General features: G+C 58.3%; 18 protein-coding genes. 6 read left to right on the forward strand and 12 right to left on the reverse strand.

Annotated features, from left to right (window positions below):
* Positions 1–200: 200 nt before the first annotated feature.
* From AAC645_RS11430 to AAC645_RS11450, 5 genes are all read right to left on the reverse strand, one after another.
* Entirely contained in the window at positions 201–581 is a 381-nt protein-coding gene (locus AAC645_RS11430; RefSeq protein ID WP_340316119.1) for an SDR family oxidoreductase, read from the reverse strand.
* Positions 536–814, reverse strand: coding sequence for an SDR family oxidoreductase (locus AAC645_RS11435; protein ID WP_340316121.1), 279 nt, complete (start codon positions 812–814; stop codon positions 536–538). The genes AAC645_RS11430 and AAC645_RS11435 overlap by 46 nt, the downstream gene beginning before the upstream one ends.
* A gap of 138 nt (positions 815–952) precedes the next feature.
* Positions 953–1,750: a crotonase/enoyl-CoA hydratase family protein gene (locus tag AAC645_RS11440; protein ID WP_340316123.1), complete on the reverse strand. Its 798-nt coding sequence runs from the start codon at positions 1,748–1,750 to the stop codon at positions 953–955.
* Positions 1,751–1,760: 10 nt separating this feature from the next.
* Positions 1,761–2,099, reverse strand: coding sequence for a hypothetical protein (locus AAC645_RS11445; protein ID WP_340316124.1), 339 nt, complete (start codon positions 2,097–2,099; stop codon positions 1,761–1,763).
* Positions 2,071–2,676, reverse strand: a complete 606-nt coding sequence (locus tag AAC645_RS11450; protein ID WP_340316179.1) for a TIGR03619 family F420-dependent LLM class oxidoreductase — start codon at positions 2,674–2,676, stop codon at positions 2,071–2,073. The genes AAC645_RS11445 and AAC645_RS11450 overlap by 29 nt, the downstream gene beginning before the upstream one ends.
* Positions 2,677–2,939: 263 nt before the next feature.
* Here AAC645_RS11450 and AAC645_RS11455 point away from each other — a divergent pair, with 263 nt between their 5' ends.
* A complete protein-coding gene (locus tag AAC645_RS11455; protein WP_340316125.1) occupies positions 2,940–3,146 on the forward strand; it encodes a hypothetical protein in 207 nt (68 codons plus the stop codon).
* A gap of 543 nt (positions 3,147–3,689) precedes the next feature.
* Here AAC645_RS11455 and AAC645_RS11460 read toward each other — a convergent pair.
* Positions 3,690–4,148 carry a DUF6869 domain-containing protein gene (locus tag AAC645_RS11460; RefSeq protein ID WP_340316126.1) on the reverse strand — a complete coding sequence of 153 codons (459 nt, stop codon included), beginning with the start codon at positions 4,146–4,148 and terminating at the stop codon, positions 3,690–3,692.
* Between the two features lie 423 nt (positions 4,149–4,571).
* Positions 4,572–5,039, reverse strand: coding sequence for a hypothetical protein (locus tag AAC645_RS11465; protein ID WP_340316127.1), 468 nt, complete (start codon positions 5,037–5,039; stop codon positions 4,572–4,574).
* 293 nt (positions 5,040–5,332) lie between these two features.
* On the opposite strand from AAC645_RS11465, the gene AAC645_RS11470 reads away from it, so the two are divergent.
* Positions 5,333–5,842 carry a hypothetical protein gene (locus AAC645_RS11470; protein WP_340316128.1) on the forward strand — a complete coding sequence of 170 codons (510 nt, stop codon included), beginning with the start codon at positions 5,333–5,335 and terminating at the stop codon, positions 5,840–5,842.
* A 117-nt stretch (positions 5,843–5,959) separates the two neighbouring features.
* On the opposite strand, the gene AAC645_RS11475 is transcribed toward AAC645_RS11470, so the two are convergent.
* Both AAC645_RS11475 and AAC645_RS11480 read right to left on the reverse strand, forming a co-directional pair.
* Positions 5,960–6,376, reverse strand: a complete 417-nt coding sequence (locus AAC645_RS11475; protein ID WP_340316130.1) for a DUF4279 domain-containing protein — start codon at positions 6,374–6,376, stop codon at positions 5,960–5,962.
* Between the two features lie 577 nt (positions 6,377–6,953).
* Entirely contained in the window at positions 6,954–7,280 is a 327-nt protein-coding gene (locus tag AAC645_RS11480) for a hypothetical protein (protein ID WP_340316131.1), read from the reverse strand.
* A 239-nt stretch (positions 7,281–7,519) separates the two neighbouring features.
* On the opposite strand from AAC645_RS11480, the gene AAC645_RS20450 reads away from it, so the two are divergent.
* Positions 7,520–7,813, forward strand: coding sequence for an NTF2 fold immunity protein (locus tag AAC645_RS20450; protein WP_422785824.1), 294 nt, complete (start codon positions 7,520–7,522; stop codon positions 7,811–7,813).
* A 100-nt stretch (positions 7,814–7,913) separates the two neighbouring features.
* Complete coding sequence (locus AAC645_RS11485) at positions 7,914–8,210, forward strand: hypothetical protein (protein WP_340316132.1); 297 nt, start codon at positions 7,914–7,916, stop codon at positions 8,208–8,210.
* Positions 8,211–8,401: 191 nt separating this feature from the next.
* On the opposite strand, the gene AAC645_RS11490 is transcribed toward AAC645_RS11485, so the two are convergent.
* Positions 8,402–11,176, reverse strand: a complete 2,775-nt coding sequence (locus tag AAC645_RS11490) for a hypothetical protein (protein WP_340316134.1) — start codon at positions 11,174–11,176, stop codon at positions 8,402–8,404.
* Positions 11,177–11,643: 467 nt separating this feature from the next.
* Positions 11,644–12,633 (reverse strand): restriction endonuclease, encoded by a 990-nt coding sequence (locus tag AAC645_RS11495; RefSeq protein WP_340316135.1) that lies wholly within the window; start codon positions 12,631–12,633, stop codon positions 11,644–11,646.
* A gap of 666 nt (positions 12,634–13,299) precedes the next feature.
* On the opposite strand from AAC645_RS11495, the gene AAC645_RS20455 reads away from it, so the two are divergent.
* Together AAC645_RS20455 and AAC645_RS11500 are read left to right on the forward strand one after the other, a co-directional pair.
* Complete coding sequence (locus AAC645_RS20455; protein ID WP_422785825.1) at positions 13,300–13,446, forward strand: hypothetical protein; 147 nt, start codon at positions 13,300–13,302, stop codon at positions 13,444–13,446.
* Between the two features lie 163 nt (positions 13,447–13,609).
* Complete coding sequence (locus tag AAC645_RS11500; RefSeq protein ID WP_340316136.1) at positions 13,610–14,083, forward strand: hypothetical protein; 474 nt, start codon at positions 13,610–13,612, stop codon at positions 14,081–14,083.
* A gap of 215 nt (positions 14,084–14,298) precedes the next feature.
* Here AAC645_RS11500 and AAC645_RS11505 read toward each other — a convergent pair whose 3' ends face one another.
* A complete protein-coding gene (locus AAC645_RS11505; protein WP_340316138.1) occupies positions 14,299–15,297 on the reverse strand; it encodes a hypothetical protein in 999 nt (332 codons plus the stop codon).
* Positions 15,298–15,934 lie beyond the last annotated feature (637 nt).

Consider the following 15,934-nt stretch of genomic DNA (forward strand, 5'->3'; position numbering starts at 1 on the left):
CCTCCTATCATGGCACATATCGTTCGGGAAGAGGATTCGCGTCGAAGTACGCCGCTGGCTCTCAATGAGACCGGCGCGGTATGCCGCGACGCAAGCGGCCCACGCGGCGTGTGCCGAGTGGGCTATGTGTAATTGGTTCGATTTGGTTGCGGAAACATGCACAAGCCGAGCCCGACTCTGAACTTGCCCACCCAATGCCCTCAGTGCGAGGTGAAGCCGCCATCTATCACGAGCTCTGCGCCGGTCACAAAACTCGCGGCCGGGGAACAGAGATAGACGATCCCGCCAGCGATCTCTTCCGGCTTGCCCCAGCGGCCGAGCGGGTGCTGCGCCTCGACGCGCGTGCGCGCCGTCAGTTCATCAGGTGCGAGACCCAGCGAGACATAACGGCTGACGATCTCGTCCATCATCCACGTCTCTACCCCGCCGGGGTGAACCGAGTTCACGCGAATATTATATTTGAGCGCCGCAAACTCGCAGGCCGCGCTCTTGGAGAAGAGCCGTACTGCTCCTTTGCTGCTGCAATAGGCAGTCATCAATGGCGCGCCACCGATCCCGCCGACGGACGAGATATCGACCACCGACGCGCCTCCCGACCTGTCTCGCCGGATGTCCGGAGCAGCTGCAGTAAAGCACGCAGGCTGAGTAGCATGCTGTCGACATTGACTGCCATCAACCGTCGCCAATCTTCGAGGCTATTATCCTCGATCGTCGATACGCGCGCGACGCCGGCATTATTGACCAGGCAGTCGAGCCGGCCATAGCGGCCGCCAATTTGCTCGGCGAGCTTCCCTTCCATCCCGAGCGCGAACACCAATTTCCCGGTTTACATGACGGCGGAAAAGATCGCCGCGGCCATCGACGCCGAGGGTCACTGAGGCCTGCTGCCTAATCGGCGGCGCGAGCGGCCTTGCCTGGACAAGGCGTTGTTGTTGCTGTTGAATCGCGCCGATCAGCGGCCTTCGAAGCTGGCTGATCGGCGATCGCGGAACGCCGCCACGGCCTCGTCATGGTCGGCGGTCTGGTGCGCGAGCGCCTGCATGGCCGCCGACATTTCGAGCACCGCCGACAGGCTCGCCTCCTGCCCCTGACGCAGCAGGCGCTTGGTCATGCGCACGGCATGGGGCGGATTGACAGCGATGGCTTCAGCGATCGTCATCGCCACCGCGAGGAGTTCGTCCGCCGGCACGACACGCGATACCAGTTGGCATGCCAGCGCTTCGGCCGCGTCGATCGGCAGGCCGGTCAGCGCCATTTCCGTGGCCTTTGAAAACCCGACGATGCGCGGCAACAGCCACGCGCCGCCATCGCCCGGTACGATCCCCAGTTTGACGAAGCTCTCCGCAAAGCGCGCCTTGTCGGAGGCGATACGGATGTCGCACATGCACGCCAAATCACAGCCGGCACCGATTGCCGGCCCGTTGACCGCCGCAATCACTGGAACTTCGAGCGCCTGGAACAGCAACGGCAGGCGCTGGATACCCGTACGATAGTTGCGCCGTGTCTGCGCCGGCAGGGCATCCCGCAGTCCCCCGCCTGGCACCATCTTCGCGACGTCGCCTCCAGACGAGAATGCGCTCCCTGCGCCGGTCAAGATGACCACGCGAACCGCAATATCCTCGTCGGCGGCAATGAGCGCGCCGGTCAGGGCGTCGATCATGTCGGGGTCGGAAATCGGATTGCGCTTTTCGGGCCGGTTCAGCGTCAGGGTCAGGATCGAACCTACGCGCGCTTGCAGGATCAACGTCATGCTTCGTCCTTCACTTGCGGCCGGCGAGATAGTCGTCGCGGATGGCTGCGAACTCGCGCAGGCCGGCGATCTGCGCGTCAAGCGCGGTGGCTGGGAACCGCACATGAATATGCGTGGCCCCGATCGACTCGAGATAGGCAATGTCCTGCTTCACGCGGGTGGCATCCTTGTCTTCGGGATATACCGCGATCTCCAGGCCCATCGCATGCGGATAACGACCGTGGTCGCGCGCAACACGCGCGATCTCTTGCAAGGAGGCGATCGCATCGTCCTCCAGCCGTCCGCTGTCGTCATTGATGCAGAACAGGGGCATGAAGCCGTCAGCATAATTGGCGATCCGCTCGATCACCTTGGGCGGGGGCACCGGCTGGCCGGCCCGCCCCCATGCAGATCGGGATTGGCCGCTGCACCGGCAGAGGATTGACATTCACATGATCAAGCTGGTGCCACTTGCCTTCGAACGACACGATCGGCCGCGTCCAGAGCGCGCGCAAGACAGCGATCTGTTCCTCGACCCGCGCGCCGCGCGTCTTGAAGTGCTCGCCCATCGCGCCAGATTCAACGGCGTTATAGCCGATGCCCACACCCAGGATCAGGCGGCCATTCGACATGCAGTCGACCTGGGCGGCCTGCTTCGCCACCAGCGCCGTCTGCCGCTGCGGAAGACCCAGCACGCCGGTGATGAACCCGATCTTCAACGTCACCGCAGAGAGATAGGCCATGAAAGTGAACACCTCCTGGAACTCGCTCTTGCTGGTATAAGGCGTCGGCGGCAGTTCTGGATGGGCTTCCATCGCGATGCCGACGACATGATCGACGAGGCGAATATAGTCATAGCCAGCCCTTCCGCAGCCTGCGTGAACTGAAGCAGCGACTGGAAACCGCCATTTTGCGTGAAATGATTCCCGTTTACGGTGAAGTGTAATTTTCGTGGCATGATCACTCCTGCCCCAACGGCATCGGCGCGGTGCGCGGTTTCAGACAGCAGTGATCCGGATGCCGGCGATGATCGGCTGGTCGATCACGCAAATCCCCTCTTTTGCCATTATCGGATGTCTATACAACTCTTGCCTGGCCGCGCTGACTTTCGCGATCAGAACCCGGATCCATGCGCTCAGGCAATGCGGCTGGCAACGTTCGGAAAGCCTCCAATCATCTCCTGCGCGGAGGTATCGACGATCTTCTACGGTTGTTCGGCGAAGTCGGCGTCGCGCCACCGCTGCGCGATGAACGCGAGTCGGAAACATCGGTCGCGACAAGCTTCCTGGGCGAGCTGACGGCGGAAGGGGAGGCGGCTGTTGCAAACCTCCTCGAGCGCGGCAGAAACGGCAAAAGCCCCAGCCCGGGTTCCGGGTGGGGCTTTTATGCGTTCGTTGGTTGCGGGGACAGGATTTGAACCTGTGACCTTCAGGTTATGAGACCAAACGATGGTGTGCTATCTAGCTGTTCTTACATGATAATAACGTGCTCTTTCAGAAAACGTGTTAATTTATGTGCTAAGTTGCCGCAGTTTTGAAGGCCATTAAGAAGGCTGTTAAAGTGTGAAGCGGCAGGCATTTCGGCTCAAATGCGATGGACGGCTGCGAGGAGCCGGCGAAGGCCGCTGAATTATCGTGGCATGCCTCATCTAGGGTGCCTCGCGCACGCCGGACTTGGAGTAGATCGCGATGACTGTTTCGTGGACGTCTGACGGCTCATCGCCGGCTCTCGGCCAGCCCGGTCGGGGACTATGCGTCATGAAGCGACTGCACCTGGGCGCTTGGCCGGCCGGCAGCCTGTGCCGGAAAGTAGTCCAGCAGTTCGTGGGCTGTGTCCGGTCAGGGGGCTTTCGAGGTGCCCAGTGATATATCTGCCATTTCCTCAAGATCGTTTGAACGGCAGCTCACGACGCATTGTCAGTCATTCGACGACCTTTCGCGACATTCCCTGAAAGCAGCCGTTAGACGGACCTTGGCGGCATGGGATCAGCCTCAGTTATCGACCCAATGGCTTCTATGATGTGGGGTCGCGCATCATCCGAGATCGCGTGGAGAAACATGCCCGTCAGCATCCAGCGGAAGCGAGCATTTTTTCGTGCCTCAGCGACGACCCGGTCTATGATGTCGCGGCTTGGCTTGCGGAGTACATCTTCCAAAGACCCGGCAGCGACCAAAAAGAGAAAGTCTGCGTCGTCAGACATTGATGCGGACAATACCACTAAGGCGATGCCGCGTTCTGGGTCATCGTCTGTGAAATGGAAGGCTTCGATCGCGTCCGCGTGTTCGTTGAGGAAAGCCTCCTTCGCCTTCCCATAAGTGCGGTAATATTCGTGGTAGATTTCGACCGCCTTTCGGAGGTCGTCGGCATCTGGACGTGCTAAGGCGCGCATTAGCTCATCGTTATAGCTGGCACGTTTCATCGTTGGCCGTCCCACGGTTCAATTATTCGCGATCTAACACACTAGCTCTAACGGCCGCTTTCGCTGCCTTATTCGGCTTCTCCCACCCCTATGGCATAATCGGTTCGATCCGGAGGCCCACCAGATCGGGATAATAGATCAACCCCGCCTGATCGTCTTCCACCACAATGCCCGTGGGCCAATGCGCGCGTAGCGGGGATGGCGACGACGGTGGCGGGGTATCCGTCAACGAGATACTTCTCGCCAACCTTTAATTCCGTCATCATCTTCATTCTCCAGCGTGACAGCACGAAACAAAGTCCGCCATCGTAGCAATGACAACACTAAGCTGTCAGTCCGCAACCCACCCACCTCAGCCATACCTCACCAGAATGGATGGAACGGCAGGAGGCGACCAACTGCGGACATCCGGCGTCGATGAGCTTATCTAATATCGCGATCTGCTAAATACTGAACTAGCTGGGTGGTGCCTTTCATCCAGGTTGGAATGCGTAGCTTTTCGGCATCGTCAAAGACGATCACATATTCTGCTGTGAAAGCATTCGTGGTGCAGGAGCGGATTGCGGACCATGGCCATGACCTTGTCCGGCCCAGGCGGCGTTGAACGACAATCTGATCTGCGTTCCATTTTATGACACGGCCATATGCCGTCCATCCCGTCCAGACCGCGCCTGCGCCGAACCCGACAATCAAAAGGATGAGGGGGACAATCTGTTCACGCCAGTCGGATCGGCTTGTTATGTTCGCCAATGCGACGGAAAATAAGATGACGAAGATAGTGCACGCCCAAAACAGGGTATTGAGGACCCAGCCGGGCCGCAGGGTCCACCCGCCGTCATCGTCAGGCTGAACCGGCTTCATGCGACCGACGAGATATGAGACGACCAACACGGAGACGGCTCCGGCTAGAGCGGAAACAAAAGGGTTTGATCCCGCCACTGGCACCACCTTCGTCCAACTTATCGATCAGTGATGTTAGCGGCGGGCAAGTCGGCTTTCCATCACCGATCTCCGCGATATCGCACCAGAATGGATGAAACGGCAGGAGTCGATCCCATGGCAGCCGCGGCGGGCCGCGACGGACGTTACACCACCGTTAACCCGATGCTCATACGGTCCTACTGCTGGAATGGGGACAAGCGATGGTTTTCGAGGCACGGTTTAAGGCGAGCAGGGCGGCGGAGATGGCAGCCATCAACATGGTGCTAATCGCCGGCTGCTACTGGGCATTAGGACGGCCCATAGGTGATCCTCAGCATATGCATGGGGCGACTACTTTGGCTGCTCGGCTTGGTGTCAGCAGCGATACTATTGGTCGCACTGTCGCTTGGATATTTCTTTTTCTCGGCCTGGTTCGAGTTCCAATCGTGACGCGAAGGGCGTTCTTTAAGCGGCCTGCCCTCCGCATCGACCAGGACGGAGTCTATTGGCATAAGTGGTCACGCAGCCCGATACCATGGAGCAGTATAGTCGGATACCGTCCTTTTCACGTATCTCGTCACATCACCGTGATCCTTACTGTTGCCAAGCTTCGCCGCGGCCTCATCGAAAGCCGGCGAATTAACTTCAGATCTTGGGGCAAAGGCGCTGCCGCCAATCACGTTATGCTGTCGGCTGATGGAACCGACAAGACCGGCCAGGAAATGTTGGCCGCAATCCGTTATTATGCCGGAGCCGCTAAGGGGAAGGTCTGACCTCGACGCTGCGTGCCGATTCCCCCTTTCAGCCATACCGCGTCAGAATGATCGAACGGCCGGAGTCGACCATTGCGGTCGTAAGGCAAAGGTGTGTAATTTCCCGTTTGCGGACGTTCAGTCGGGCAGTGTCCAGCCGTAAATATCAAGGTCGAGAGGAAGGTTACGAAGCCCCAATTCCTTCATGGTTTCCGCCGACAGAGTCGTCCCCTCGTTACTTTCTTCCATGAACAGGCCACAGAAGATGTCTACCGTAAACCGGGCTGTCAAATCCGCCCATGCAGAAAGATCGTCGCTGCAAAGCGCAAGCAATTCTGCGACTTGAACATCAAGATCGCCCGGCTGTTGATCCTTAACCTCTAGTCGCCAAAATCCAGTGCGGGCTACTTTTTCGGTGCCGCCTGTCGTGAGCCATCCACCGCCCTTCTTAGCGCCCACTGTAGGTACGCAACGGAGCCGAGCGGTAATTTCATCCGGATCAAGGTCATCACCGAAGAGCCGAAGGGTCGTTACCGTTTTATGAAGTTCCGCCATTCGCATGTCCTATCTCGTTGAATGACCGATTACCATCGGATCGCAGCCGGAAGCTGACGGACCGCTTCCCACCTCCGAACAGACCCGCCGCACGCGAACGTTCACGACCCAGGCGTCGGCCAGCACATAAACCGGGCATTCTCGATGGAGTTCATTCCCCGAACTTGAAAGCTGGGGAGTAAACGCAGCCGTTCTAAAACCGCCTCCTCGCCGATGGCCATCTGCGGAAAGGTTGCCTTTGTCTGTCCGACCTTCTCGTTCAGCAGCCACCAAACGTCCGCGCCCTAAGTCCCACCGTGGCCTGTCTCGATATAGACTTCCTCAAGATCAGTCATCCTGATCCGTTGCTGTGCCCGTTTCGGCGCTCGGCAGACAATGTCATCATCCGCCGCTACTTCTACGACGTACCGGGCATCCAGGTGCTTCATTCCGCGAAGCTGCCGCTGGAGGGGCCCCGATGCAACGTCTCCTTGCCCCCCTTTCTGCCTAACTGATCCAAATTGGATGGAACGGCAGGAGCCGTCACAATGGCAGCCGATGCGGGTCGCGGCGGACGTTCCCGAAAGCCGCCGCTGGGCTATCGAAGCACCAGTTGCGGCGCAGACTGTGATGAGATCGCGATATGTCCCTCTATCAAGTAGATATGCGAGGTGCCTCCGCCTTCCGCCATGTGCCAGTGGTTTACGTTTCCTGCTGAGCGGTTGTTCGCCAGCGAAGTTAGGTCAGCGTTCAACGCTAACGACAGCACGCCCTCGAAAAGAATGGTAATAGGCACCCGCTGCGGTGCGTCAGTCTCTGGGTATGCCAGCAGGTGAACTGATGCCATTCTTTTCTCGGCATCGAACTCAACGCTGTCGAGGCGAGCATCGTGGCCTTGTTTATCGTCATAGAGCATCACGTTCATCCTTGCAGCTCGCCAGTCCGTCTCGCGACAACGCCGCTCCTGTCAACCTCCACATGGCCATCGCATCGATCGAAAGCGGACAGAGAGCTATCCCCCCCTTGCTGCCGCCATGCACCAGAATGGATCGAACGACAGCTCGCGACCCGTTGCAGACACATCGTAAATCGTGCAGCTTTCCCAAAGGGGACGGAGAAGTCATGCGCCGAGGTCGATTGGCAATTTTGGCGTGCGGGCTGGGAATGGCATCCTTAGCGCAAGCTCACAATCAGCGATGCAGCAGCGCGGTCGATTTGGTGCAGCCCGAACGCGGGGTCATCAGCAACGCACAGACTGCCAGTGCAGTCGCTTTCGCTTATCTCGTTCCGATTTATGGCGAAGCCCAAATCCGTCGCGAACTACCACTTCGCGCCACACTCCGTGACGAAGTTTGGACCGTCGAGGGTGTGCTGCCGCCCCGCTCAATCGGCGGCACCGCGTTCATAGCCCTCTGCCAACGTAACGGGACTGTGCTGCGGATTATCCATTCAAAGTAGCTCATGGCAGCTACCGACCCACGAGTCGTCTTTTGTTGGTCGGCAAAGCCCGCCTCAAAGCAGACATTGATCGCACGAGCCAAGCCCTTAGTGTGATCTGATGGACACGCCGATCGACCGCCGCCTTGGTGCAATAGTATCAAAATCGGCGGATCAGCCGCTCCTGTTTGGCGAGCGTTCTGATCCGGTCGAGGAAATGGATAGCGGATGGCAGTTCAGTTCCATGCCCTCTGGTGGTGGCGAGCAGGAGGCCGCCGAGATTTGGACACTGGAAGCAATCTTGAAGGATGATCCGTCGCTCAGCTTTTTTGTCGGGATGCCTCCCGGAACTATGATCAGAAGGGCATCCAATATCGACCGCTGGTCGATCGCCATCAATGATAGCGATGGCCAATAGAGCCTCCTTGCCGCCGAAAGCCGACCGTCGCAAAGCCACCCCACCTCAGCCATACCTCACCAGAATGGACGTAACGGCAGGAGGCGACCAAATCACGCCATTCCACATCGGCCAACGAAAGGTCCGCTTCCCCCGAAAGCAGCCCCAATCTTCGCATCATTAGCGGTGGATTTGCATTGAGTGCCGGGTCCCTAGCGAGCAGCCCGAAGGGCTCCCAATGGTTTCTGAAGCCCCGGTGGGAGTGTTTTTGCCAGCGCATTCACCTCATGCACTGTCAGGGCTTTGGCAACGCTGATGGCAATGGCAAAGAGGTATCCTGTGTGGTGGCTCCGCGGCCCCGCGAGCAACTCCAGCGCGCGCCGCAGAGCAGCTATCTCAAAGTGCGGATGGGTCAGCAGTGCGCCGATTACCGAATAGCGCCCGGGGTCGTAAGGATGCGAATCAAACCAAGCCTGCACGAGCGGGTCTAAATCGTAGTCTGGCTGCATCTCGATCAGCCTGGCAAGCAGGTCATGGCTACCGGCAAGCTCGATATTCTGTTCCAGCCATGCGAGCGCCCGATCGAGGTAGCGCCGCGCGCCTTGGACCTTGAGAAGCTGGGCATAGACACTGCTCAGCGCGGGCGATGGATGAGCCTGACCGAGCCAGCGATCGATTAGTCCGACCTCGTTCCCCTCTATCGGCTGGAGGGCCAAAGTCCGGACGAGGTCGCTCAGTCCAGAGTCCCTAGGATGGGCGCCGGCCAGACGCGCCGCCATCGATCGATACTCGGCGGCGTGCGGTCCGCCCGTGCGGATCGCACTCGCCAGAACGGGTGCAATCTGAAGCGAGCGCTGGTGCCGCCTTAGCCAATTGCGAACGAACACCTGATCCCCGGAATTGCCTCGGCCCGCGAGCTTCTTGTAATATTCGACGACCGCAGGTTCATCGACGACGCCAGCCAAATAGCCGCGCGCTACTTCACGAGTACTGGTGTCCGCCTCCCGCTCGGGCGGCCCGCTGGCAAGCTGCAGCGCGATCTGTGCCTTGTAGATTGACGCTACGACGTCTTCCTTGAGCAGTGAGATCGCGCGGGCTTCGAGGTTATGCATGAACGCCCCGTTGGCCGCGCGCTGTGCGGCAAGCCATAACCGCATCAGTGGTGCCATCGCCGAGTCGTCGTTCTCCGCACTGACCACAGAAAAGGCCGCGTTGAGGAGGTCCGGGGCCAAGTGAGGGTCCCTATATCCCAAGTGGTCCAGGCGCTTGCGCAGGGCGCGCATATCGATCACCTGACCGAGCAGTGTCCGTGCCAGTCTTACGTCGCCGTTTCGAAGGGCGACGGATATGATGGCGCCGATGTCACGCCCCCATATTTGCGGAAAATCCGAGCCGCCGGCCCATCGAAGATAGAGCGGTTCGAGATATTCGGCGTGGCCAAGCTCGATGCCGCCGTCGCGCTGGTTGGCGCGCAGAGTCACGCCGGCACCTTCGAAGGTGAAAGTCTCCAAGTCGACAGCTTGGTCTGGCAATACGGCAGCGGGAACGCCGAACAGATTGGCCGCTATGACATGGCGGGCTAATGGCCAGAGGCCATCACGGCGCAATTTCTGTTGGAATTGATCCGCCAACGGCGCTTCGCGTGCAACAGTGCGCCCCAGGTCGACGAGCATCGTCGTGAGCGATTGGCGCGGCTCGAACGGTGGGGCAGCGCTGGTGCCGGCCCAGTGGCTGAACAATTTCTGATCCTTTGCCGTGGGCGGTGGCATGGCGAAAAAGTCAAACTGGATGTTGGATGCTTTCGGCAGACTTTCCGTGATCCCGCACGTGAGCAAGGCAGCGGGCCGTGAAGCGAACGCATAACATTCTTCAATCAGCCGATCGAACGAACTAGCGTCGACGCGACGCGGAAGATCGTCGATATAGGCAAGTTCAACCCCACGGATCGGTTCGCCAGGCTGGATTTTCGGACGCGATTGCAGCCAGACCTGCAAATCGCTGAACGAGGCGAGACCCGTCACCGCGGATACGGCGCGGCGCTCAATTAACGCTGCCACCAGTTGTAGGAGCAGGACCGACTTGCCGTCACCGGATCGCCCGCGGATACAGAATACCGGTATCTTCTGCAGGTGAGCCGCCACGTGGGCGTCCAGCCCGGTATCCCAGTCCAGGGCCGCCGTGACGACCTCGTCGAGCAGACGTGTGCGTTCGAGGAACCGCCCCAGCTTCAGGTCGAGCATGCGCGGGCTGGCGTCGACAAGGATTGTGCCGCTTGCAGGACCTGCGGCTTTTGCAAGATCACCTGGCACGAAGACATGCCCAGCTTGCGGACGGATGATTCGGATATCGTTTTTAGCGCGGTCGAGCGCCTGGATAAGCGCGACCTGGACGCCAGCCCGATTTCTACCATCAAAAGCAGCAAAGATACCGCCCAGCATGGCGTCCATCGTCGCGCCGGGATTCTCGACGCCCGCGTTCCACAGCACCAACCGAAGCGCTTGTGCCGGATCAGCTGTGGTGCGGATCGGCGCCTTGCTGTCAAACATCGCCAGCGTGCGTTGCAGAAGTCCTTCGTCAATGGCGGTTCGTTCCCGCAGCGCATGTCGGGCAAGGGCGATATCAAGCGTCGCTCCGGTCTCCCGCTTCATCGTAACAATCTGGAATTGCAGCTGGTCCTGCAGCGCGGTCGAGCAGAGCGACGCGATGTCGTAGGCTTCGGCAAAGGCGGCTGCGAGCGTCGATTTGGTAAGGGTTCGCTTGATCTGGACGAGGGATATCTTGTCTTCGTTGAGGATGGCGTCGCTGACCGCTTCGATATCGACCTCGCCTCGAGGCTTTTTATCGATCAGCTCGCTTTTGAGCATTCGCGCCAGCGCCGCCATAGTCTGCAACGAAAAGCCGCTGAGAGCCCACCAGCCACCATGCGCGCGCTTGGTGAAGGCGGTAGCCCATGCCGCTTTCAGTTCTACAAGGGTGTTGGCGGGCATAGTCTGTTCCTGTCGAGCGCCCGCTCTGCAACCGCGCATCGAGCCATGATCGAAATATTCAATAGACCTACCGCTCCGCTTCGGACAACCGACGTCAACTCCAGACCGCAGTAGCCGGAATACCTTATAAAGCTCGCGACAAAGCGCGCACGCTCGACCAAGTTCGACAGCTCTCGACCACTTTCCGTCATTAAGGACGAGGCCATGAAGGACCGCTAATGCCGTAATCCGCTACTCGCACTATGCTAAACCGCCCGACCCCCGCTTTATTTTGCTAAGGGGTCGTTATGGTCGTGCCCGCATCGAGAATTGGAAAACTTCGAGGTTTACGGACCAAATTGTCGAAACTCCTATCGGCAGCCGACGATATCGTATTTTTGCGCATGCTCTGGACATTGAACGCGCTGCAAACCGGTCGAGCTGCCGAGGCCGAGCGCTTCCTCAACGGCTATCCCGCGCCGAGGAAGTCAGGTTCCGCGCAAGGTCCGATCGATCCATAGATCGAGATCATCGCGGTCGACCTTGCCGAGAACGTGGCGATCGCGCTCGACGCGATCGAGCGCGCCGCGAGTCAGGTAGGAAGTCGTCACGATGAAAGCCTTGGTGGCATCGTGCTCCAGGCGCGTATCGGCTAGTTCGCGCACCAGCGACAGGCCGATCTTACGATCCACGCGGTTTCGCTTGGCCTGCCAAATCGCCTTGAACATGCCGGCGATGCCGAGATCCTTGACCGCGATTACGTCCACGCCGCCATCCTTGGAGCCGCGCGTCAACTCGACGTTGTATCCATCGGTCTCCAGCATGCGCGCGATGAGCACCTCAAGCTCACGCCAAGAAAGGTCGTCTAGACCGACGAGCCGCTGCTGAACGCGCTCGATAAGCCCGATGCTCGGCGAAAGCGTGAGGAGGCTCGACCGCGTCTCGGGCTTCGCGAGGACCTCGGCCGTGAAGAATTCCATCCCGAAGGCGAACTTTACATCGACCGCGAGCGGAGGCGGTTGGGATGCGATGAACAGCACACGCGAGCCTGGAAAACGCAGCAAGGCATCAGCCGCCAACGGTTCGACATCCATACCCAGCCAGTCGACATCTTCGAAGATCACCAGCCATCGCGCTCCCCGCGGTGCTTCGCGCCAAACCGCTTCGGGATCGTGGCTCAGCCGCGCATAGGTGATCGCCTGGGCGGCATTGGCCGGCAGAGGTTCGGCAATCTTGGCGGAAGTCGCTTGCGCAAAATATTCGCTCCACCGCTCGGTGGATGCCCGAGTGCCGGAGACCATCAAGACGCGATCGACCTGACCGTCGTCGTAGAGCCTGCGCGCTGCGAACAGCGCGACGGTCGACTTGCCAAGGCCGGGCGCAGCGACCAGTAGGCTACGCGCGTCGTTTCGTTCGGCGAAATGCTCCAGAAATTGGCGCTGTTCGGGATGCAGCGTGGAGATCGGGTCGGTCGGCATTGCACCGGACTAGCAGACGGCCGCCTCGTCGCGAACAGGCAGTGTCCACAGACGGACTCGCCGCTTGAACATGCCGCAGCCCTCTGGTGCAGAGCTTTGCACCGCGCGCTGCTCCATCAAACCATAACGCGGTTCTGTGGCAGTGGGTGGCGGACCTATCACTGAACTTCACAGTATATGATGCGAACGGACGGCTGCCAAAGAACCAGCTCTCGTGGTCCTAGTTGGGATCGCTACCACGCTCATCGTCCGAACAGATGCGCCTCAGATGCCGACCAACATACGTCTTTCCGACGCAGTCGCGGGAATGTCGGCTTGCGCGGGACCGCCTGTTCCGCGGCCTTCGTCCGCAGTAGGGCGCCCGGTCATTAGTTTTCGACCGTGCCGGTTCCAAAACCTGCCGCTCGATCGCTTCAGATCGGAACCAACAGGTTTTTTTGTTCTGCCGGAATCGGCTATCGTCGTTGAGGGTTAGGAGCTGGGATGCACGACTTAGAGGCGATGGCTGAACTATTGCGCGCGAGCGGTGAATACCGCGTTCAACGCCTCCTTCAACCGCGCTTCCGAATCCACGATTCTCGGGGCGCGCCAACCCGGTTGAGACTATTCGTTGACGTTGAAACGACGGGCCTCGATCCTCAAAGCCACGAGGTCATCGAGCTCGCGATGATCCCATTCAGCTATCTTCCTGATGGACTGATTTGCGATATCGGTCCGGCCTTGGAGCAGTTTAACGAACCATCTTCGCCGATCCCACCCGCGATAACGCGGTTGACCGGGATAACGGACGATGGTGGCAGGACATCAGATTGATCTTGATGAGGTGCGCGCACTTGTCGATCGAGCGGCGCTGTTGATTGCGCACCATGCTGGCTTTGACCGGCCGCTTCTTGAACGGCTCAGCGAGGCGTTCGTTTTGAAACCCTGGGCGTGCTCGATGTCGCAGGTCGATTGGGTCGAGGAGGGGCACGAAGGCGTGAAGCTCGCCTATCTCGCAGCGAGCGCCGGCTTCTTCTGCAGTCGGCATCGCGCCGCGCACGACTGCCGCGCGGCGATCGAACTGTTAGCGGCACCGTTGCCGACCAGCGGCGTTCCGGCGATGCGCCGCCTGCTCGAAAAGGCGCGCCGGCCGAGCTGGCGCATCTGGGCCGAAAATTCGCCGTTCGATCTGAAGGGCGTGGAAACATGGTCGGGGAGCATGACAGCCGCTCTAAGGGGTGTGAACCATAGCGGCGGAACCGTCGAATCCGCCGGCATGGGTATCTCTGAAAAAGCGAGGAAGGTCCTTCAGGCTGAGGATATCAGGGCAATCGGTGACGGTCGCCAAATCCTGAAGGTGGCCGCAATCCCGAGCCTGATCGTCGGTGAGAGGCTTCCTTATTTCGTTGTCGATCCGTGGAAGGATCAGCTCAAAGATGTGAGGAAGCTGCACACGGGAGAGGTAAAATGATGCAGGCGGCCTGAGGAAAGCTGTCGCTACTGTCGATCTCACCCCGTGCACCAAAAACGACCGTTTCTAGTGCAATGAGGCGAGGGGTCTCAAGCCACGAGGACTTTACCCGATGGGGGGCTCCTTCTCTAATCTTCGAAAGACTGAGGCCTCCGGTAAACCCGACGTACGTGGTCCACATTAGCGGAAACCTACAGCTGTCGAAGAGGGAAGTCCTAGAATGCGGCTGATATAACTCTTTTGTTCTTAATTCTAATGCGGCTTAAATACGATCTCGATCCTTCTGGAATATCAACAGCTGTTTGCAAGAGCCCTTGTTGGCTCGCACATCGAGATAGATCAACCGGCATCTCCAAGAGGTCTAGCTGCCCTTTCGACACGTCATTTGATATAAGTTCTCCAGATATAATGAATGTTCTATCTTGTTCCGATAACACCTCAGCCAATCGCTTTTTTGCACCATCGTTTGGCGAGAGATTTCCATCTACTATCACTGGAATCTTAAAGGGAGCAGAGGCTTGAACTTTATAGGAACTTAGCCTTGCTAAGATTCTTTTTCCTGCTGGAACCGCAAACGATCCTGACCCCGTTATTGTATATCCCCCAGAAGAACCCGAGGTTGTCGTTGTTGCTTGTGTTCTACCTTGCGAAAGCGTCAGCTGTGCAGAAATTTCCTGGCCAAACAGACTGGCTTTGGTAGAGACCATCCCAGTGATCGTGGTGGTAATAGAGTCGTTTATCGCGATGGACTGCGATTTGTTGGCTGTTAGCGTGAAGTTAACAGAGGCATTGATTACGCTTTGGCTACAATTGATATTGTCCAACGAGTTTTCAATAAGATCGTTAGGAAAGGAATGAGTGACTACGGCGGAAAACACGGCATCTTTATTCGACGATATTTCAGCATCTGAAACGGTTAGATTTCTCTGCTCTAATCTAGTTTTTGAAACAATGCGCTTTTTGTCATCGCATTGTACTGTGGGTTCACCGCCCCCCTCCCGTGAGTGTGATCCTATTGAAGGACGGCATTCCTTATACGTCTCTTCCACTTGAAAAGGCATTGTCACGCTGACCGGACCGAGAGCGGCAAGACGTTGGTTCAAGACCGTGATAGCATCAGTATAAGTTTCTGCCATTACGGCATGGCTCGGAACTAGCAAAGATGATGTGGCGAGCAGGGATGAAATTACCCTGTGGGCATTGACGTTCTTCATACGGTCACGCAGTGATCGAAATTCTCATGGTCTTCATCCCAAGATCGCAGGAGGTTTCCTCCGCTCCACTCCTCATAGTGGCGCGTTTCGATTTTGTACACGGCGCTATTAGGAACTCCGAGGTCATTAAACCCGCATTCGGGAGCAGAACGAACGTCATCTCTTGTTGATGTCACGGTATACTGAATGCCGTCACGAGGCCCTATCTTGTTCTCGCCCATGCTCATGTTCCCATAGAAGGCATATGATAAGGTGTTTTCCAAGGTTATCGCGTAGTCATTCTGGTTTCAACAGCTAAATCGGGAGGCAAGTTACCCCCTTTGATCGACCTCACTGCACCATAAATGTCCGTTTATGGTGCATAACCTCGGCTGCTACAAAATCAGAAGCTTGCCCGCACCAAAACTATGCACCAAAATGCCGGGATGAAAATCGTCGGATATGCCAGGGTCTCAGCACGCGATCAGAAGCTCGAAACGCAGCGCCATGCTCTTGCGGAGGGCATAGCGTGAAAAGTACGCCAAACAACGCTAAGGGCGAACAATCAGTGAACGCTTAGGCGACGCGGGCATTTTGCGGCAGGTTCAGGGCCTTGCGGCCAGCGGAAGCAGCAGCCCTATCCCAGAGAAAGTCTCCG

Source organism: Rhizorhabdus argentea (genome assembly GCF_037861105.1).
GTDB classification, from domain to species: Bacteria; Pseudomonadota; Alphaproteobacteria; order Sphingomonadales; family Sphingomonadaceae; genus Rhizorhabdus; species Rhizorhabdus argentea.